The sequence below is a fragment of the Halorubrum sp. Atlit-26R genome (genome assembly GCF_003666015.1).
Lineage (GTDB): Archaea > Halobacteriota > Halobacteria > Halobacteriales > Haloferacaceae > Halorubrum.
The window spans coordinates 107,262-125,604 of sequence record NZ_QPLT01000010.1 but is presented as its reverse complement, the minus strand read 5'-3'; the positions used below and the strand labels follow the sequence as shown (position 1 = coordinate 125,604).

The following is an 18,343-nucleotide window of genomic DNA, read 5'->3' as shown; positions in this document are numbered from 1 at the left end:
CGAGAAAAAACGGGGAACGATCGTGTGTGTTATTCTCTCTCGAAGGCGATACTTGCCGAAACCGATATGCCGGGCGACGGAGTCGTGCCGGCCATGGCCGACGATCCGTTCGAGAACATGCTCGCCCAGATGGACCGCGCCGAGGAGTACGCAGACGTGGATCACGGGGTGTTCGAGCGACTCAAACACCCGGAGCGCACGCTGAAGGTGACGCTCCCGGTCAGGTTGGAGTCCGGCGAGGTCGAGGTGTTCGAGGGGTACCGCTGTCAGTTCGACAGCGCCCGCGGCCCGTTCAAGGGCGGCGTCCGGTTCCACCCCTCGGTCACCCAGCGGGAGGTCGAGGCGCTCGCCGGGTGGATGACCTGGAAGACGGCGCTGGTCGACCTCCCGTACGGCGGCGCGAAGGGCGGCGTGATCTGCGAGCCGAAGGAGCTCACCGACCAGGACCTCGAACGGCTCACGCGGCGGTACACCGAGGGGATACGCCGGATGATCGGCCCCGAGACCGACGTGCCCGCCCCGGACATGAACACGAACCCGCAGACGATGGCGTGGATGATGGACACCTACTCGATGTACGAGGGCCACTCCATCCCGCAGGTCGTCACGGGGAAGCCGCTGGAGATCGGCGGGACGCCCGGTCGCGTGGAGGCGACGGGTCGCGGCGTCTCGCTCGTCACCGAGCGGCTCTTCGAGTACCTCGACCGCGACCTCTCCGACGCCTCCGTCGCGATCCAGGGGTTCGGGAACGTCGGCTCGAACGCGGCCCGGCTCCTCGACGAGGCGGGCGCCAGCGTGGTCGCCACCTCCGACGTGTCGGGCGCGGCGTACGACCCGGACGGCCTCGACGTGGCGGCGCTCGGCGCGCACGTCGACGCCGGCGGGCTGATCGAGGAGTACGTCGCGGGCGAGTACCGGGGGAACGCGGACGGCTCCAGCTGGGACGACCCGGACGCGATCACCAACGCGGAGCTTTTGACCCTCGACGTCGACGTGCTCATCCCTGCGGCCGTCGAGGGCGTGATCACCGCCGACAACGTCGACGACCTCCGCGCGTCGGCTATCGTCGAGGCCGCGAACGGGCCGACGACGGTCGCCGCCGACGAGGTCCTCACCGAGCGCGACGTCCAGGTCGTGCCCGACATCCTCGCGAACGCGGGCGGCGTCATCGTCTCGTACCTGGAGTGGGTCCAGAACGCCCAGGAGTTCTCGTGGCCGCTGGAGACGGTCAACGCCGAGCTGGAGCGCCGCATCGGCACCGCGTTCGACGAGACCATCGAGCAGTACGACGCGAAGGAGCTCCCCGACCTGCGGACCGCGGCGTACACGCTCGCCTTGGAGCGCACCGCGACGGCCCACGAGTACCGCGGGCTCTTCCCGTAGACCGCGAGCGATAGCGGGAAGATTGGGCGGTTATTTATAAGTAGAATTTCGGTGTCGTTGCCAGATGTTTATAAGTGACAGCTGAATCGGTGGCGAACACCTCCAAAGCCCCAGCCGCTCGGTTATAACTGACTTGCCTCAGATTGGCGGTGAACGCCTCGGAATCCGCGGCCGCTCGCTTATAAATAGCTAACAGCGGATCGGCGGTGAACTCCTCCAAAGCCCCAGTCGCGAGGACTCGCGCGGCTCGGTGCGCTCCTCGCTCGTTCGCTCCGCTCACTCGCTGCGGTGCTTCCGTCGTCACCAGAACGCCCCGCGTTCTGGTTGGCTCACGAGAGCTCCGCTCTCGTGAACGCCGTGCTTCGTCCTCGCGACTGCCCCTTTGAGTCCCACCCCGCACCGCTCCGCACCGCACCTCACACCTCCCCAGCCTCGTCGGTCGCCCTCCGCTTCGCTCCGGGCGACCGACTCCCTCGCGCGTGCTCCTCGCGGCCGCCGAGGGCGGCCGTTCGCAGGCACGCGCCACCGCACCACTATTTATGACAGATCGTCGCCGTCGCTCATACTCGTTTAAATACCGCTTTTCAGACCGACCGAATTCGGTCCGCGCCCACCTCGATCGGCTCCGCGTAGCGGACGATCGGGTCGCCGTCGGGCCGGTCGAACCCGTTCGCCTCGAACAGGGTGTTGGCCCGGAGGTCGACGGTCGCCTCCCGGAGCCGCCACGGGTCGTGAGCTATCTCCCCGCGGTACAGCCGGTTCCCGGCGGCGTAGAACCGGTAGTTCTCCGCGAGGAACTCGTCGAGCGACCCCGGCTCGGCGGCGAACGCCTCGCCCCTCGGCTCGTAGGTCGCGTCGAACCGCGCGTGAGGCACGCCGGGGTGGGTCCGGCGGCTGGTGAACCGAACGGGGGCGCTCGTGCGCTCCGAGCGATCGGCGGCTTCGGGGCGAGACACGTCCATCGCCGCGCGGTAGTACGGGAGCGCGAACAGCCGCCGCGCGGCCGCGACGCCGATCCGGTCGTCCGCGTCGAGGTTGTAGAAGTAGACGCCCGGGCCGTCGGGGCCCTCGACGTAGGTCCGGAGGTTGAGCTCCGGGAACGAGAGCCCGACGGGCGCCCCGCGCGGACGGATGTCGTCCATCACGAAGGCGACGACGCTCAGGTACGCGTCGCCTCGGTGGGTGGCGACCGAGAGCCCGTCGGGGAGCGTGGGGGAGACGACGGCGGGATCGACGGGCCAGTGACAGAACAGCGCGTCGCGCCACGTCATCTCCAGCAGGCGGCGACCGAGCATGTCGAATTGGAGGGGCCGAAGGGGCAAAACCCGCACGCTGCCGGCGGTTTCAGGTCGGTTCGCGCGGTCTCACTCCGCGACGTCCGACTCCTCCGGCGCGTCCTTCCACTCGCCCAGCCCCGAGGGGTCGAGGTGGACGTGGACGTCGCCGACGTCCTCCATCGCGCGGAGGGTCGTGACGAGCTCCGTCTCCACGTCGTGGGCCTCGCGGAGCGTCATCTCCCCGTCGACCTCGACGTGTACCTCGACCTCCAGGTCGGTCCCGTCGTAGTAGACCGTGAGGTCGTGGACCCCCTCGACGGCGGGGTACTCGCGGAGCGCGGCGACGACGCGCTCGCGGTCGCCCGGCGGCGGGGCGGCGCCCACGAGGTAGGTGACGTTCTCGCGGCCGATCTCGATCCCCTGGTAGACGACGAGGACGCTGACGAGCGCGCCGGCGACCGGGTCGAGGATCGGCACGTCGAGGAACACGCCGAACACGCCGACGAGGGCGGCGATCGTGGTGTAGATGTCGTTGAGGCAGTCGACCGCGAGGGCGGTGAGCGCCGTCGAGCCGAGGTCGGCGTTCACGCGCTCCGTGTACCAGTACAGCAGGTACATGTCCGCCATCGCGAACAGCAGCGCGGCGACGAGGAGGAGGCTCTTCCGGGGCGGAGTGTGCGTCCCGAGCAGCCCGAGGACCGACTCGCGCAACAGGAGGAGCCCGAGAACGACGATGGTCGCGCCGACGAGCAGCGCCGTCAGCGGCTCGATCCGCTGGTGGCCGTGCGGGTGCGTCTCGTCGGCGCTCTCGTACCGCGAGCCCCCCCAGACGAACACGACCGCGCTCGCGACGAGGTCGGCGACGGAGTGGGCGGCGTCGGCCACCAGCGCGACGCTGCCGAACGTGAGCCCCACCGCCCCCTCGACGGCGATCTTCACCGCGTTGCCGGCGACGTTCACCGCCGCCGCCCGCTGGAACCGAGCGCGGTCGCCGCCTCCGAATGGGCTCGACATAGGCGCCATTGCGCTCGCACCCCTGTTAAGCGTCCCGCGTCGCGTCGACGCTCGCCGCTCTCCCGAGGTCTCCCTCTCCCGCCGGCGTCCGCTGACCGTCCGCTGCCCGCACCCTCAACGCCAGCCGACCGTCCGCCGACCGTCCGCTGCCCGCACCCTCAACGCCAGCCGACCGTCCGCCGACCGTCCGCTGCCCGTACCCTCAACGCCAGCCGACCGTCTGCCGGCCGACCGCCGCCGCATCGGCGGGAGACTCCGTCGTAACGCCTAAGACCGAAACGCTCCTCGGTGACGGTAATGAATCACGATCTTTTCGTCCGAGGTGGTCCCGGTGGGCGTCGAAATTAAGGAAACGGAGGTGAGCGACGAGGATTTCGAGGAGATGAAGGGGTTCGTCCGCGACTACCTCGCGGCCAGCGTCGAGGGCGAGGACGACGGCGGACGGATGCGCTGGTACCCCTGGCACTCGGCGTCGTACCGGTTCAACCACATCCTCAACGTCGTCGACCTCGCGACGGAGATCGCCGAGGCCGAGGGCGCCGACGTCGACGTGGTCCGGGTCGCGGCCGTCTTCCACGACGTCGCGAAGCTGGAGGCCGAGCAGGACGTCCACGCGGAGGCCGGCGCGCGCGTCACTCGCGAGTACCTCCAGAGCCGCGGCAACTACCCCGAGTCGTTCATCGAGGAGGTGTGCGGCGCGGTCGTCGACCATTCGTACACGGGCGACCTCGACGACGTCCCCTTGGAGAGCCGGTGTCTGATCGAGGCCGACGTGCTCGACAAGGTCGGCGCCAACGGCGCCGTCCTCATGCTGTTGCGGATGGGGTACGAGTCGCGGACGCACATGGACTCGGCGAAGATGGTCGACCGCGTGCTCCAGCGCGCCCACGACCACACCGAGCGCGTCGTTTCGGACACCGCCGAGGGCATCGCACACCAGCGAATCAAGCGCGTGAAATGGCTCCGCGAGTGGCTCGAAGAGGAGGTCTCGCGGATGGACGCCGAGGGCGTCACCGACCGCTGAGATCGTCACCGCCCGGGGACGGCATCTCCGCCCCTTACTCGTCCGAACCGGTCGTCTCGACGAGCGGCAGCATCGCCTCCAGATAGCGGTCGATTCCTCTCCGGGAGTCCTCGACCCACGCCCCGTCGTTCGTCGTCGCCCAGCGGAACATCCCGCCGGTCGCGAACGTCTGGAGCGTCGCGGCCACCTCCGACGCGGCGACGGTCCGCTCGCCGCCCGACACTCCGTCCCCGCCGCCCGACACTTCGTCGCCGTCGCCGGCGACCTCGGCCGCCGCCTCGCGCACCAGCCGTTCGAGGTACTCGCCGAAGACGCGGTCGCTGCGGTCGAAGTGGTCGCGGTACGCCTCGTCGCTCGCGGCCTGCGAGCGGAGCTCGGTCATCACGGTGACGAACCGCTCGTCGGGCGCGTACGCGTCGTCGAGCGACGCGGGGTCGACCGCGGCCGTGAGGTAGCCGTCGAGCTGCTCCCGCGCAGAGCGGTCGAAGGCCTCCTCGGGGGCCATCTCCGGCGCGTCCTCCCCCGCGGCAGCCGCTTCCTCGCCCGGCGGCTCCGTGACGGGGCCGTCGGCGACGGACGCCTCGAACGCGTCCAGCAGGAAGCCGAGGAGGTCGATCAGCAGGTCGTCTTTCCCGTCGTAGTGGTGGTAGACGAGCGACGGGCTCTTGTCGAACTCGTCGCCGATCCGCTGGATCGTGACGTTCGCGTACCCGTGCTCGCAGAGCGCGCGGAACGCCGCGCCGAGGATCGCCTGTCGGGTGTCCGACGGCTCCGCGAACGGGTCGTTCATACGACGCATAGAGGGGTCCGGTATATATCGGCCCTGATTGAACGTTCATTCAACACGCTTATGCCGCGGGCCCCTGACAGCAACGTATGACTCGACCCGACGCGCCACGGTACGACCGGTCGCCGCGCGCGACCAGACCCTCCCACCGATCCGGCCCCTCCCACCGATCCGGCCCCTCCCACCGATCCGGCCCCTCCCACCGATCCGGCGGAGGCGACCGATGAGTCGGTCGATTCGGCTCGCGACCGCCGCGCTCGCCGTCGTCGCGGTGGGAGCGTTGCTCGTCGGCGTCTCGCTCGCGGGCGCCGCGGCCCCGAGCGCGGGGACGGCGGACGGCGGCGCCGCGGCGCTCTCCGGAATCGGCGGCCCGGTCGCCGACGGCGCCGTCGCGCAGGCAGGTACCGAATCGGACCCGACTCCGAGGCAGGTCCGCGGGTCGCCGGTGCTGGAGCTGTTCGCCTCGCAGCGGTCGGTGCCGGCGGGCGCGGAGTCCACCGTCAGGATCGACATCGTCAACACCGGCGAGATGGAGATCGGCAACCAGCTCAACTCCCGGGTGACGACCGCGCGCGGACTCACCCTGGAGATCGACGACGGTGGCGTGCCCATCGACGTCGAGGACGGCGAGATCCCGGTCGGCGACGTTTCGACCGCCGCGAGCCCGGTCCCCGTCGAGCTGGACGTGACCGTGCCCGACGACGTGCCCGACGGGCGGTACGAGGTGGAGGCGACCGCCCGCTACCGCTACACCTTCGAGATCATCCCCGAGTTCAACGACCACAAGGACCGGCGCGGCATCGACGACTTCGACCTCACGATCGTCGTCGACGACGGCGCGCGGTTCGCCGTCCTCGAGACCGACACCGACGCGCAGGTCGGCGGGAGCGGCGACGTGACCGCGACGCTCCGGAACGTCGGCGACGAGACCGCGCGCGACGCGGTCGTCTCCGGAACGACGACCAGCCCGGGGGTCCGGCTCGGGGCCGGCGAGGGCGGCGGCCAGTCGTTCGTCGGCGACTGGGCGCCCGGCGAGAACCGGACGGTGACGTTCGACTCGTCGGTCGGCGAGGCGTTCGGCGGCGGCGCGTACGCGCTCTCCTCCACGGTCGACTACCGGGACCCGAACGGGATCGACGAGACCGCGGCGCCCGCGCGCGCCGGCGTCGTCCCGCTCCGCGAGCAGTCGTTCGCGCTGGAGGACGTCTCCGGCACGCTGGAGGTCGGGTACTCGGGGACGGTCTCCGGGACGATCACGAACGAGGGGCCGCTCGACGTCGAGGACGCGGTCCTCGTCGCCGACTCCGGGAGCAACCGCGTGAGCCTCGGCGAGAGCCGGTACGCGCTCCCGACGATCCCGGCCGGCGAGTCGACGAACTTCACCTTCGACGCCGACGTGAGCGGGAGCGCCGACCCCGGCCCGCGGCAGTTCCGGTTCACGACCGAGTACGAGAGCGGCGACGCGACGCTCGCCGCCGAGGAGACCCGGCGCGTCGAGGTCGCTCCGAGGCAGCCCGAGTTCGACCTCGCGGTCGACGGCGCCACGGTCTCCGCCGGCGAGACCACCCGGATCAACGCAACGATCACGAACCGGCGGCCGGAGACCCTCTCGTCGATCAACGCCGGGCTCTACGCCGACAGCCCGCTGACGCCGGTGAACGACGAGGCGTTCGTCGAGGAGCTCGAACCGGGCGAGTCCGCGGATATCTGGTTCGAGGTGTCCGCGGCGTCGAGCGCGAGCGTCGAGGAGCACCCGATCGAGCTCGACTTCCGGTACGAGGACGAGCGCGGCAACGACCGCATCTCGGACATCACCCAGGTACCGGTGACGGTGACCGAGGCCGTCGACGACGGCGGGACGCCCGTGGGACTGATCGCCGTCGCCGCCCTGCTCGTCGTCGCCGCGGTCGGCGGCGCGGTCTGGTACCGACGGCGGTGATCGGATGAGGGGACACGTCACAGAACGCCGAGAGGGGACGCGCCGGACAGCGGGGCCTCCGTGACCGCGGCCGACCGGCTGATCGAGGAGATCGACCGCGTCGTCACGGAGCGGCCGCTGGCGGTCATCGCGGTGTTCCTCCTCGTCACGGCCGGCTTCGCCGGCGGGCTGACCGGGATCGAGACGAGCGCGGGCGCGGACCAGTTCACGCAGGACATCCCCGCCCAGCGGGCGCTCGACGAGATCGACGAGGAGTTCGAGACGTCGATCGGCGGCTCCGCGACGTCGGCGCAGGTGATCGTCTCCGACGACAACGTCCTCTCCCGCGACGCCTTGGTCCGGACGCTGGAGACCCAACACCGGCTGGAGTCTCGCTCCACCCTGCGGGTCGCGTCGACGTCGAGCCACGCGGACGCGGTCGCGCGGCAGCTGGACCCGGGCGCGGCGAGCGCGGCCGAGCGGCGCGACGCCGTGACCGAGGCGACGCCCGCGGAGCTGCGGACCGCCATCGCCGACGCCGACGCGACGGGCGCGATCGCCGCGCAGGTGTCCGTCGACTACAACCCCACCGCGCAGGCGGCCGACACCGCGATCGTGGGGATCACCTACGACCTGCCGGACGCGGCGACGACGGCGCGGGTGACGGAGCTCCAGACCCGCAGCGTCGAGGTCGTCGACTCCGTCCCGGGCAACGAGGCCGGGGAGAACGCGATCCTCTTCGGCGACGGCGTCCTCCAGTCGGAGATCACCGCGCTGCTGACCGACACCGCGATCATCGTCTTCCCGGCGGCGCTGATACTGATCGTCGGCTTCCTGATCTTCTCGTACCGCGACCCGTTCGACATGGCGATTGGGCTCGTCGCCCTGCTCCTGTCGCTGCTGTGGACGTTCGGTTTCATGGGGTACGCCGGGATCCCGTTCTCCGACTCGCTGGTGACCGTCTTCCCGCTCCTGCTCGCGGTCGGGATCGACTTCGGGATCCACATCGTCAACCGCTACCGCGAGGAGCGGGCGACCGGAACCGGGATCGAGGAGTCGATGCGGACGACGACCGACCAGCTGCTCATCGCCTTCCTGCTGGTGACGATCACCACGGTGTTCGGGCTCGTCTCCAACGTCGTGAGCCCGTTCGACCCGAACCGCGACTTCGGGATCGTCGCGGCCGCCGGGATCACGTTCACGCTGGTGATCTTCGGCGTCTTCCTCCCGGCCGCGAAGGTCCTCTCTGACCGGTGGCGCGAGCGGCTCCCGATACCCGAGTTCGGCACGAGCGCGCTCGGCGCCGGCGGGTCGCGGATCGCCCGGGTCCTCCGCGTCGGCGTCGACCTCTCGCGGATCGCGCCCGTCGCGGTCGTCGCCCTCCTCCTCGTCGGCGGCGCGGTCGGCGGCGCCTACGGCACGGGCGTGAACACGGAGTTCTCGGAGGAGGCGTTCTTCCCGGACCAGGAGCGGCTGGAGACGTACTCGAACCTGCCGGAACCGTTCGCGCCGACCGAGTACACGTTCCTCGACGTGTTGACCCTCTTCGAGGAGGAGTTCGAGCAGGACTTCGTGGGGTCGGTGACGCTGTATATCGACCAGTCGGTGAGAGACGACGACGCCTTAGAGCTGATCGATCGGACCACGCGGAACCCGCCGGACACCTTCGCGACGACCGACGAGCGCCGCGCGCAGGCGACGAGCGTCGTCACCGTGATCGAGGACCGCGCGGAGCGGGACCCCGAGTTCGCGGCGCTCGTCGAGCGCAACGACCGCCTCGGCAACGGCGTGCCCGACCGGAACGTCGACGAGGTGTACGACGCGCTGCTCGACTCCGCCGCGGAGGGCCAGGCGCGCGGCTACGTGGCCGCCGACCGCGGTAGCGCGCGGATCGACTACACGATCGAGCCGGGCGTCGACAACTCGGAGGCGGTCGCGGACGTGCGCGAGCTCGCCGAGCGCACCCCCCTCGAAGCCGTGCCGACGGGCTCCCTCGTCGTCAACGAGGCCGTGATCGACCTACTGACCGAGTCGGCGATCCGCAGCCTCTTCGCCGCCTTCGGGCTCACGGCGCTGTTCTTGGCGCTGTCGTACGCCTACCTCGAAGGGAAGGCCGTCTACGGCCTCCTCAACCTCGTCCCCGTCCTCGTGACGGTCGGGCTGCTCGTCGGGTCGATGCGGCTCTTCGACATTCCGCTGACGCCCATCAACGCGCCGATCCTCTCCGTGTCGATCGGGCTCGGGGTCGACTACACCGTCCACTTCGTCCACCGGTTCGTCGACGAGTACAAGGCCGGGCTGCCGATCGACGAGGCCCTCGACGTCACCATCGCCGGGACGGGCGGCGCGCTCACCGGCAGCATGCTCACCACCGTCTCCGGGCTCGGCGTGCTGTGGCTCGCGGTGATCCCCCTGCTCCGCGATTTCGGCGTGCTGCTCGCGCTGGGCGTGTTCTACGCGTACCTCTGTTCGATCCTGCTCGTCCCGTCCCTCGTCGTCGTGTGGGACCGGTACGGCGGGTACGTCGGCCTCGGCCTCGACGACGGGCTCCGGGGGTCCGGCGCCGAGGGCGGGCGCTGACCGGAGAGCGACTTCGCTCGGACTGCGAACGCGAAAACGAGGCGGCTCAGCCGACCACGCCGAAGATCAGCTGGACGGTGACGAGGACGAGGAACGCGGCGCCGGTCGCGAGGGATCCGGCGGCGACGCCGTGCGCGTTGCCGAGTCCGCGGCTCCGCGTCGCGAAGTAGGCGCCGAGGAAGACGAAGCCGACGAGGAGGAGCCCGACGATCAGGTACGCGACGCTCACCAGCGTCCCGGCGAGCCCCTCGGGAATCCCGAAGCTCCCGACGCCGAGGAGGATGCTCCCGCCGACGAGGACGGTGATACCGACGAACGAGACCGCCCACACGACCGGCGTCCGGGCGATGTCGCCGAGCGTCTCGACGATCGCCTCGTAGCTGCCGCCGTCCCCGTCGCGGCCGGGAGCGACTCGCTTCCCGCCGATCTCGGCGACCGCGACGAACGTGGCGACGACGAGGAGGCCCATCAGCCCCGTACTCAAGAGGGTGAGTGATGTCATGGATGTCCGTTGTTAGGGGCTCCGTTCGCGCGTACAAATACCCTTCGACGCGCGGTCTCCGCACCGATCGGTCCCCTCGATCGGGGCGTCGCTCGACCGGCCGGTGGGGCCGCGCTCGACCGGCCGGCGGGGTCGCGCTCGACGGGTGAGACCGGTGCCTTACCCCCCCGATCCCCCGTCCCGCTACACAAGAGATAAGTGTGCCATCGCTAAGGGAGGTACAAGAGCAGACAGACGAACATGATAGATCCAGTTATCCTACAACAGGGGAGCGACTGGCGCGCACAGGCGGAGATCTTCGACGAGATCTTCTTCGTCTTCCTCGCGCTCGGTACCCTCGTCGGCACCATCGTCGTGGCGTACACGCTGTGGAACGTGTACAAGTACCGCGACGACGGAAACCGGTCGGACGAGGAGTTCGACGCACCGGTCGTCGGCGAGCTCCCGACGGGACAGGGCGGTCCGAAAGCCAAGAAGCTCTTCCTCTCGTTCGGGTTGAGCGCGATCGTCGTCATCAGCCTCGTCGTGTACGCGTACGGGCTCCTCCTCTACGTCGAGCAGGGACCGGACACCGGCGACGAGGGAGACATCGAGATCATGGTCGAGGGGTACCAGTACGGCTGGGCCTTCGAGTACCCGAACGGCCACACCGAACGGGGTGAACTGATCGTGCCGGCCGACCAGCGGATCGACCTCAACATTACGTCGAGGGACGTCTGGCACAACTTCGGCTCGTCGGACTTACGGATAAAGTCCGACGCCATCCCCGGAGACTACAGCGAGACGTGGTTCGCCGTGAGCTCCGAGGACGTCGAGGCACAAGGCGGGGAGGCGACCTACCGCGTCGAGTGCTTCGAGTTGTGCGGTGCGGGTCACTCCGCCATGAAGGGCCAGATCACCGTCCTGCCGGAAGACGAGTGGGAAGAGTGGTACGCGAGTACGGGGAACAGCTCCGAGAGCGCCGGCAACAGCTCTAGCATCTCTGCGTCCGGCGTCGGAGCCGTCGCGCCCAGCGGGGTGATCGCATGAGCGGACTCCCGCCGACGACCTCTGTCAAGCGCTGGTTCGTGACGACCAACCACAAGGACATCGGGATCTTATACACGATCACCGCGCTGTTCTTCCTGCTGTTCGGCGGCGTGATGGCGCTGCTCATCCGCCTCCAGCTGTGGGACCCGACGAGCCAGATCCTCTCCGGCTTAGCGTACAACGAGGCCGTCACCGCTCACGGGCTCATCATGGTGTTCTGGTTCCTCTCGCCGTTCGCCTTCGGGTTCGCGAACTACTTCGTGCCGCTTCAGATCGGCGCGGACGACCTCGCGTTCCCGCGGCTCAACGCCCTCTCGTACTGGCTGTACCTGGGTTCGGGCCTCCTGCTCGCGGTGAGCTTCTTCCAGGGCGGCACGCTGTCGGCCGGGTGGACGATATACGCCCCGCTCAACGTGCCGATGTACACGCCGAGCATCGGGTCGACCGGCGCGGTGCTCGCGCTCGCGATGTTCGTCACCGGCACCACGGCGTCGACGGTGAACTTCCTCACCTCCATCCACCACTCCCGCGCGGAGGGGATGGGGATCATGGACATGCCGATGTTCACCTGGTCGATGCTCGCGACCGTGTGGATGATGCTGTTCGCGTTCGCCGCGCTGCTCGCGGTCGGCCTCATCCTCGCGGCGGACCGCGTCCTCGGCAGCGTCTACTTCTCGGCGACCGAAGGCGGCTCCCTCTTGTGGGGCCACCTGTTCTGGTTCTTCGGTCACCCCGAGGTGTACATCGTCTTCTTCCCGGCGCTCGGCGTCATGTTGGAGCTGTTCCAGACGTTCTCCGGCCGTCGCCTCGTCGGGCGGAAGTGGGTGATCATCTCCATCTGTCTGATCTCCGTCCAGTCGTTCCTCGTGTGGATGCACCACATGTTCCTGACGACGATCAACCTGGAGATCAAGACGCTGATGATGGCGACGACCATCGGGATATCGCTCCCGTTCGACCTCGTCGTCTTCGCGCTGATCTACACGCTGATCAAGGGGCGGATCCAGTTCACGACGCCGTTCCTGTTCGCGTTCGGCGCGCTCCTACTCTTCATCCTCGGCGGGATCACGGGCGTCTTCCTCGGCGCCATCGTGCTCGACTACGAGTTCCGCGGCACCTACTGGGTGGTCGCGCACTTCCACTACGTGATGTTCGGCGGCGCGACGGCGCTGTTCGGCGGGGCCTACTACTGGTTCCCGAAGATCACGGGGAAGATGTACGACGAGTTCCTCGGGAAGCTCCACTTCGTGATCTTCTTCATCGGGTTCAACGCCGTCTACTTCTCGATGTTCCTCGGCTGGGAGACCCCCCGCCGGGTGTTCGAGTACAACCCCGAGTTCCAGATCTACCACCAGTTCGGGACGATCGGAGCCTTCGTGCTCGGATTCTCCTTCTTCATCATGTTCTACAACTTCGCGAAGTCCTACGTCTCCGGCGAGCCCGCCGGCGACAACCCGTGGGACTACTCGCGGACCGCGGAGTGGGCGGTCTCCTCGCCCCCGCCGCTCGAGAACTGGCCCGACCGGCCCTCGTACGCCTCGGGCAAGCTGGAGTTCGTGAAAGACTACGTGCCGGACGGCGGACCCGCGATGAAGACGGACGACAACGGCGACGTCGCCACCGACGGCGGCGACAGCCACTCGGCGCACATCTCCGAGTACCCGTACTGGGACAAACACCCGAGCCACGCGAGCATCTGGCCGTTCGCGCTCTCCGTGGCGCTCGGCGTCACGCTGTTCGGCTTCTCCGGCTTCGCGGACGCGGTCACCGTCGAGCTGGGCGAGACGGCCATGCAGAGCAGCGTCAACATCTCTAACGCGTTGTACCCGACCGCGATCGTGGCCGGTATGCTCGGGCTCCTCTACACCGGCGTCAAGTGGGGCTTAGAGGACTTCTACGCGCCCCCGTCCGAGTTCGCCGAGCGCTGGCCGTTCAACGGCGTCGAGAAGGTGAAGCTGGGGATGTGGTTCTTCCTGGCCTCCGACGTGATCGTCTTCGGCGCGTTCCTCTCGGCGGCCATCTTCGTCCGCTACAACGCGGGCTGGATGACCTGGTCGCCGCTGACGGAGTCGCTGCCGGGGCTCATCAACACCTTCGTGCTGATCACGTCCTCGTTCACCGTCATCCTCGCGCTGGTCGCGGCCCGCCGCGAGAGCCGGCAGGGCCTCCTGGCGACGCTCGGCGCGACCATCCTGCTCGGGTTCACGTTCATGGCGATCAAGCTGTGGGAGTGGAACCACGAGATCTTCGACCGCGGCGTGACCATCTCCGCGAACGCCCACGGCGACCCGATCCAGGCGTCGATCTACTACGTCACGACCGGGCTCCACGGGATCCACGTGCTGCTCGGGTTAGTGATCGCCATCTTCCTGTTCGTCAGGGCGTACCAGGGCCACTACCTCGACGACGAGCGGCCGATCGAGTACTTCGGCCTCTACTGGCACTTCGTGGACATCGTCTGGGTGTTCATCTTCCCGCTGTTCTACCTCTTCTGAGGCGGTTCGCGGTTCGGTTTTCTTTTCGGCTCCGTCGCCTCACTCGCTTTCCCCGATCGGCTCCGCACACCACTGACAGAAGTCGAACGCCGGGTCCGTCTCCTTGCCGCACTCCGGACAGCGCACGGTCCCGTCGTCGTCCGTCGTCCCCGCGGACGGCGCGTTCGATTCCTCTGCCGTCCCGTGGTCGGCCGACTCCGTGCGGCCGGTCGCGCGGGCCGTCTCTCGCTCCCGCTCGTACGCCCGGTTGTTCCGGAGCGCGACGACGTACGCGTCGATCACGCTGGCGCCGACGACCGCGGCGGCGGGGGCGACCTCTCGGACCGTCGGGGGGTCTCCGGCGAACGCGCCCGAGATCGCCGACTCGGGAACGAACACGAACACCGCCGCGGTGACCGCCACGTACCAGCCGAGCGCCCGGGCCCATCGGCGGAGGTAGGCGTGACCGAGTCCGGAGACGACGAGCGCGAGCAGGGCGGCGAGCCAGGGCCGCCGGCGAGTGCGTTCAGCCATGGGCGGCCGTAGGAGTTCCCGCCCCGATAAGCTACCCATCTCTCGGAGCGTTTATGTGCCGGACGCGCCGAACTCGGGTATGTTCGGCGTTCCGCTCGGCGAGTTCCTCTACGGGGCCGCGTTCGCGGTGTTCGGCGTCGGGACCTGGGGGATCGGGCTCGGGGTCGCGTACCTCCTGTACCGGCGCTGGCGCGGCGACGGTCCGCGCGACAACGACGACTGAGCGGCGACGCCCGGGGGCGACTGAGCCGGCCCGTCGCGTTCCGGTTCGGCCACGCTTTTCACCTCGCTCGTCCGATCGCGAGTATGACAGACACGGCGCTCGTCGTGGGCGGGACGCGATTCATCGGCCGACACACCGTCGAGGAACTGCTGGCGCACGACTACGAGGTCGCGATATTCAACCGCGGGAACCACGAGAACCCCTTCGCGGACGACGACCGCGTCACCCACGTCGAGGGCGATCGGAAAGACGAGACCGCGCTGCGCGCCGCGAAGCTGTCGGTGGAGCCCGACATCGTGATCGACTGCGTCGCCTACCACCCGGCCGACGTGGAGACCGCGACCGATATCTTCGCCGACGTCGACGGCTACGTGTACATCTCGTCGGGGTCCAGCTACGCCGTCGAGGAGATCCCCAAGCGGGAGGGCGAGACGCCGCTGGAGCCGTGTACCGACGCGCAGGCGGTCGACGACGACCACGAGACGTACGGCAACCGGAAGGCCGAGGGCGACCGCGCGGTGTTCGCGGCCGCCGAGGAGGGCGTCGCCGCGATGGCCGTCCGCCCGTGTATCGTCTACGGCCCGCACGACTACACGGAGCGGCTCGACTACTGGATCGACCGCGTGCTCACGCACGACCGCGTGGTCGTCCCGGGCGACGGACAGAACCTCTGGCACCGGGCGTACGTCGAGGACGTCGCGAGCGCGCTCCGGGTCGTCGCCGAGCGCGGCGAGCCGGGCGCGGCGTACAACGTCGGCGACCGGCGCGCGCTCACGCTGCGGGAGACGCTGGAGACGATCGCCGACGTCGCGGGCGTCGACTGCGAACTCGTCACGGCGAGCGCCGACGCGCTCGCGGCCGGCGGGCTCGAACCCGACGACTTCACCCTCTACCGGGAGTACCCGCACCTGCTCGACACCTGCGCGCTCGCCGACCTCGGCTGGGAGTCGACGCCGGTCGACGAGGCGATGGAACGGACCGTCGAGGAACACCGCGAGTCGGACCGCGACGGGAGCGAGTGGGACCCCGGCCGCGAGGCCGAGGAGCGCGTCATCGGCGTGAAGGAGACCCTCTGAGAGCGGAGACCGCAGCGACGACTGCGAGGAGGAGAGCCGCGGTGACGACGGGGCCGAGCCGGGTCAGTACGCCGCGTCCCACCGCGCCGGCTTCCGGCGGTTCCCGCAGTCGCGACACTCCATCCGGTCCATCGTGTCGATCGCGACGTCCGTCCCCTCGCAGTTGCCACAGAGGTAGCCGTACCGGCGCTCGTGGTCCGGGTCGACGTACGCGACGTAGAACGGGGCCCGCGAGCCGCGGTCGCTCTCGTCGAACGCGACGTGGACCGTCTCGCCGTCCTCGGTCTGGTAGGTCGCCTCGGAGATGCCCCTCAGCCGGCCGACCTGTTTCCGGAACTCCCGCTCCGCGAACGTCTCCCCGCCGATGTCGACGTCGCGCTCGCCGGCGAGTTCGTATCCCTCTCGCTCGTAGAACGCCGTGCCAGCCTCGTTGTCGGCGAGGACGCGCGCCTCGATGCGGTCGACGTCGGCGGAGCGCAGCGCGGACTCGACCCGTTCGAGGAGCGCGGAGCCGATCCCGGACCCCCTGTGGTCCGGGTGGACGTGGAGCCAGTCGATCTCGCCGACGCGCTCGCGGCGCCCGACGACGTAGCTCTCCGCGAACCCGACGACGACCCCGTCCACGACGGCGACCGGGAACACCGCGTCGTCGTCCTCGACGTCGTCGCCGAGGTCGCCGGCGTCGTACCACTCCTCGACGGCCTCGTCCAACAGTTCCTCCTCGACCGCGTGTCCGTACGACGCCACGAGCGACTCGCGGGCGACCGACCGGACCGCGTCGACGTCGGCGGCGGTTGCTTCGCGTAGGTCCATACCTGTTGGTTTCGTCCCGAGTACAAAAAACTCGGTCGCGATTTCGCTCCTCGCGGATCGCTCGGTCGACGCCGGTGTCGACTCTGCGCCGATCCGGCGGCGGTCTCCGGTACCTCTCCCCTTTTCACCGTTTCTACCGTTTGGTAAAACGCAATGAGTGACCTATCGATCGACGCGGCGTGGGACGAGTTCTACGTCGACGGCGAGTGGCGCGCGAGCGAGAGCGGCGAGACCATCGCCGTCGAGGACCCCTCGACGCGCGAGGCGGTGACCGAGGTGGCCTCGGGGACCGAGGCCGACGTGGACGCCGCCTACGAGGCCGCGGCCGAGGCGCAGGAGTCGTGGGGCGAGCAGCCGCCCGCCCGGAGGCAGGCGGTGATCGAGGGGTTCCACGAGGCGCTCGACGCGCACGCCGACGAGATCGTCGAGCTGCTGGAGTACGAGGTCGGCGGCTCCGCCATCATGGGCGAGACGTCGATCCAGATCGCGTCCGACCACGCGAGCGAGGCCGCGACGCTCCCGCGCCGGATGAAGGGCGAACACGCCGCCTCCAACATCCCCGGCAAGGAGAACCAGCTTCAGGTCGGGCCGAAGGGCGTCGTCACGGTTATCTCGCCGTGGAACTTCCCGCTGAACCTCTCGATGCGCGCCGTCGCGCCCGCGATCGCGGCCGGGAACTCGGTGGTGCTCAAGCCCTCGACGAACTCGCCGATCACCGGCGGGCTGCTGTTCGCGAAGCTGTTCGAGGAGACCGACCTCCCCGAGGGCGTCCTGAACGTCGTCACCGGCCGCGGCTCGGAGATCGGCGACCGCGTCGCGAGCCACCCCGAGAGCGACGTCGTCGCCTTCACGGGCTCGACGGAGGTCGGCAAGCGCGTCGCGGGCCTCGCCGGCGAGAACCTGGCCGTCCCGGCGATGGAGCTGGGCGGGAACAACGCGCATGTCGTCACCGCGGACGCCGACCTCGACCGCGCGCTCGACGCCGCCGCGTTCGGCTCCTTCGTCCACCAGGGGCAGGTGTGCATCTCGATCAACCGCCACGTCGTCCACGAGGACGTGTACGACGAGTACGTCGCCGGCCTCGTCGAGCGCGCCGAGTCGCTGCCGACCGGCGGCGTCCACGACCCGGAGACCGTCGTCGGCCCGATCATCGACGAGTCCCAGCGCGACGAGATGCTCGGCTACGTCGACGAGACGGTCGACGCGGGCGCGACGCTGGAAACCGGCGGCGACACGGTCGACGTCGACGGCGTCGACGACTCCCTCGTCGTCGCGCCGACCGTCCTCTCCGGCGTCACCAACGACATGCCCGCGGCGGCGAACGAGCACTTCGGCCCGATCGCGCCCGTCATCCCGTTCTCGGACGTCGACGAGGCGGTCGAAATCGCCAACGACACGGAGTACGGGCTCTCCGGCGCGGTCCACTCCGGCGACCTCGGCACGGCGAAGGAGATCGCCGACCGCATGGAGACGGGCAACGTCCACATCAACGACCAGCCGATCAACGACGAGGCGCACGTCCCGTTCAGCGGGATCGGCGCGTCCGGCGTCGGGCATTACAACAGCGACGCCTTCCTCGACGAGATCACCGAGACGAAGTGGATCTCGATCCAGCACGAGCCGCGCGAGTACCCGTTCTAACGCGCAGTCCGAAGTCGTCGGGGTGAAGCGGTTTTAACGGCGGCGGATCGAACCCCGCCGCCGGCGAA

15 protein-coding genes are annotated in these 18,343 nt (G+C 69.3%); 9 read left to right on the top strand and 6 right to left on the bottom strand.

The features are described from left to right. Positions 1 to 93: 93 nt before the first annotated feature. On the top strand, positions 94 to 1,383 hold the full coding sequence (locus tag DVK07_RS12445; protein WP_121597370.1) for a Glu/Leu/Phe/Val dehydrogenase: 1,290 nt from the start codon (positions 94 to 96) through the stop codon (positions 1,381 to 1,383). A gap of 584 nt (positions 1,384 to 1,967) precedes the next feature. Here the strand turns inward: DVK07_RS12445 and DVK07_RS12435 are convergent. Both DVK07_RS12435 and DVK07_RS12430 read right to left on the bottom strand, forming a co-directional pair. Further along, positions 1,968 to 2,678 (bottom strand): YqjF family protein, encoded by a 711-nt coding sequence (locus tag DVK07_RS12435; protein WP_121597368.1) that lies wholly within the window; start codon positions 2,676 to 2,678, stop codon positions 1,968 to 1,970. 69 nt (positions 2,679 to 2,747) lie between these two features. Then, complete coding sequence (locus tag DVK07_RS12430; RefSeq protein WP_121597367.1) at positions 2,748 to 3,674, bottom strand: cation diffusion facilitator family transporter; 927 nt, start codon at positions 3,672 to 3,674, stop codon at positions 2,748 to 2,750. A 322-nt stretch (positions 3,675 to 3,996) separates the two neighbouring features. Here DVK07_RS12430 and DVK07_RS12425 point away from each other — a divergent pair, with 322 nt between their 5' ends. Then, positions 3,997 to 4,698 carry an HD domain-containing protein gene (locus tag DVK07_RS12425; protein ID WP_017342959.1) on the top strand — a complete coding sequence of 234 codons (702 nt, stop codon included), beginning with the start codon at positions 3,997 to 3,999 and terminating at the stop codon, positions 4,696 to 4,698. 34 nt (positions 4,699 to 4,732) lie between these two features. Here DVK07_RS12425 and DVK07_RS12420 read toward each other — a convergent pair whose 3' ends face one another. Further along, complete coding sequence (locus DVK07_RS12420; RefSeq protein WP_121597366.1) at positions 4,733 to 5,488, bottom strand: TetR/AcrR family transcriptional regulator; 756 nt, start codon at positions 5,486 to 5,488, stop codon at positions 4,733 to 4,735. A gap of 220 nt (positions 5,489 to 5,708) precedes the next feature. Here DVK07_RS12420 and DVK07_RS12415 point away from each other — a divergent pair, with 220 nt between their 5' ends. Together DVK07_RS12415 and DVK07_RS12410 are read left to right on the top strand one after the other, a co-directional pair. Next, on the top strand, positions 5,709 to 7,424 hold the full coding sequence (locus DVK07_RS12415) for a COG1361 S-layer family protein (protein ID WP_121597365.1): 1,716 nt from the start codon (positions 5,709 to 5,711) through the stop codon (positions 7,422 to 7,424). A 60-nt stretch (positions 7,425 to 7,484) separates the two neighbouring features. Then, positions 7,485 to 9,983: an RND family transporter gene (locus tag DVK07_RS12410; RefSeq protein WP_121597364.1), complete on the top strand. Its 2,499-nt coding sequence runs from the start codon at positions 7,485 to 7,487 to the stop codon at positions 9,981 to 9,983. A 46-nt stretch (positions 9,984 to 10,029) separates the two neighbouring features. Here the strand turns inward: DVK07_RS12410 and DVK07_RS12405 are convergent, their stop codons facing one another. Continuing rightward, positions 10,030 to 10,452, bottom strand: a complete 423-nt coding sequence (locus DVK07_RS12405; RefSeq protein WP_121597363.1) for a hypothetical protein — start codon at positions 10,450 to 10,452, stop codon at positions 10,030 to 10,032. Positions 10,453 to 10,725: 273 nt separating this feature from the next. Between DVK07_RS12405 and coxB the strand changes: the two genes are divergently transcribed. Next, the gene (gene coxB, locus DVK07_RS12400; RefSeq protein WP_121597362.1) at positions 10,726 to 11,514 is read left to right on the top strand and encodes a cytochrome c oxidase subunit II; all 789 of its coding nucleotides are present in this window, start codon (positions 10,726 to 10,728) and stop codon (positions 11,512 to 11,514) included. Beyond that, entirely contained in the window at positions 11,511 to 14,009 is a 2,499-nt protein-coding gene (locus DVK07_RS12395; protein WP_121597361.1) for a cbb3-type cytochrome c oxidase subunit I, read from the top strand. The genes coxB and DVK07_RS12395 overlap by 4 nt, the downstream gene beginning before the upstream one ends. A 39-nt stretch (positions 14,010 to 14,048) precedes the next feature. On the opposite strand, the gene DVK07_RS12390 is transcribed toward DVK07_RS12395, so the two are convergent. Further along, positions 14,049 to 14,522 carry a zinc ribbon domain-containing protein gene (locus tag DVK07_RS12390; RefSeq protein ID WP_121597360.1) on the bottom strand — a complete coding sequence of 158 codons (474 nt, stop codon included), beginning with the start codon at positions 14,520 to 14,522 and terminating at the stop codon, positions 14,049 to 14,051. Between the two features lie 79 nt (positions 14,523 to 14,601). On the opposite strand from DVK07_RS12390, the gene DVK07_RS23335 reads away from it, so the two are divergent. Both DVK07_RS23335 and DVK07_RS12385 read left to right on the top strand, forming a co-directional pair. Further along, on the top strand, positions 14,602 to 14,745 hold the full coding sequence (locus tag DVK07_RS23335) for a hypothetical protein (RefSeq protein ID WP_017342951.1): 144 nt from the start codon (positions 14,602 to 14,604) through the stop codon (positions 14,743 to 14,745). A gap of 83 nt (positions 14,746 to 14,828) precedes the next feature. Then, a complete protein-coding gene (locus tag DVK07_RS12385; protein ID WP_121597359.1) occupies positions 14,829 to 15,821 on the top strand; it encodes an NAD-dependent epimerase/dehydratase family protein in 993 nt (330 codons plus the stop codon). A gap of 63 nt (positions 15,822 to 15,884) precedes the next feature. Here the strand turns inward: DVK07_RS12385 and DVK07_RS12380 are convergent, their stop codons facing one another. Then, on the bottom strand, positions 15,885 to 16,634 hold the full coding sequence (locus tag DVK07_RS12380) for a GNAT family N-acetyltransferase (protein ID WP_121597358.1): 750 nt from the start codon (positions 16,632 to 16,634) through the stop codon (positions 15,885 to 15,887). A gap of 153 nt (positions 16,635 to 16,787) precedes the next feature. Here DVK07_RS12380 and DVK07_RS12375 point away from each other — a divergent pair, with 153 nt between their 5' ends. Beyond that, the gene (locus DVK07_RS12375) at positions 16,788 to 18,275 is read left to right on the top strand and encodes an aldehyde dehydrogenase family protein (RefSeq protein WP_121597357.1); all 1,488 of its coding nucleotides are present in this window, start codon (positions 16,788 to 16,790) and stop codon (positions 18,273 to 18,275) included. The last annotated feature ends 68 nt before the right edge of the window (positions 18,276 to 18,343 follow it).

Bases quoted from the DNA above. Each gene is read 5' to 3' on its own strand.
- DVK07_RS12445 (WP_121597370.1), top strand. From the start codon at position 94: ATGGCCGACGATCCGTTCGAGAACATGCTCGCCCAGATGGACCGCGCC.
- DVK07_RS12435 (WP_121597368.1), bottom strand. From the start codon at position 2,678: ATGCTCGGTCGCCGCCTGCTGGAGATGACGTGGCGCGACGCGCTGTTC.
- DVK07_RS12430 (WP_121597367.1), bottom strand. From the start codon at position 3,674: ATGTCGAGCCCATTCGGAGGCGGCGACCGCGCTCGGTTCCAGCGGGCG.
- DVK07_RS12420 (WP_121597366.1), bottom strand. From the start codon at position 5,488: ATGAACGACCCGTTCGCGGAGCCGTCGGACACCCGACAGGCGATCCTC.
- DVK07_RS12415 (WP_121597365.1), top strand. From the start codon at position 5,709: ATGAGTCGGTCGATTCGGCTCGCGACCGCCGCGCTCGCCGTCGTCGCG.
- DVK07_RS12405 (WP_121597363.1), bottom strand. From the start codon at position 10,452: ATGGGCCTCCTCGTCGTCGCCACGTTCGTCGCGGTCGCCGAGATCGGC.
- coxB (WP_121597362.1), top strand. From the start codon at position 10,726: ATGATAGATCCAGTTATCCTACAACAGGGGAGCGACTGGCGCGCACAG.
- DVK07_RS12395 (WP_121597361.1), top strand. From the start codon at position 11,511: ATGAGCGGACTCCCGCCGACGACCTCTGTCAAGCGCTGGTTCGTGACG.
- DVK07_RS12390 (WP_121597360.1), bottom strand. From the start codon at position 14,522: ATGGCTGAACGCACTCGCCGGCGGCCCTGGCTCGCCGCCCTGCTCGCG.
- DVK07_RS23335 (WP_017342951.1), top strand. From the start codon at position 14,602: ATGTTCGGCGTTCCGCTCGGCGAGTTCCTCTACGGGGCCGCGTTCGCG.
- DVK07_RS12385 (WP_121597359.1), top strand. From the start codon at position 14,829: ATGACAGACACGGCGCTCGTCGTGGGCGGGACGCGATTCATCGGCCGA.
- DVK07_RS12380 (WP_121597358.1), bottom strand. From the start codon at position 16,634: ATGGACCTACGCGAAGCAACCGCCGCCGACGTCGACGCGGTCCGGTCG.
- DVK07_RS12375 (WP_121597357.1), top strand. From the start codon at position 16,788: ATGAGTGACCTATCGATCGACGCGGCGTGGGACGAGTTCTACGTCGAC.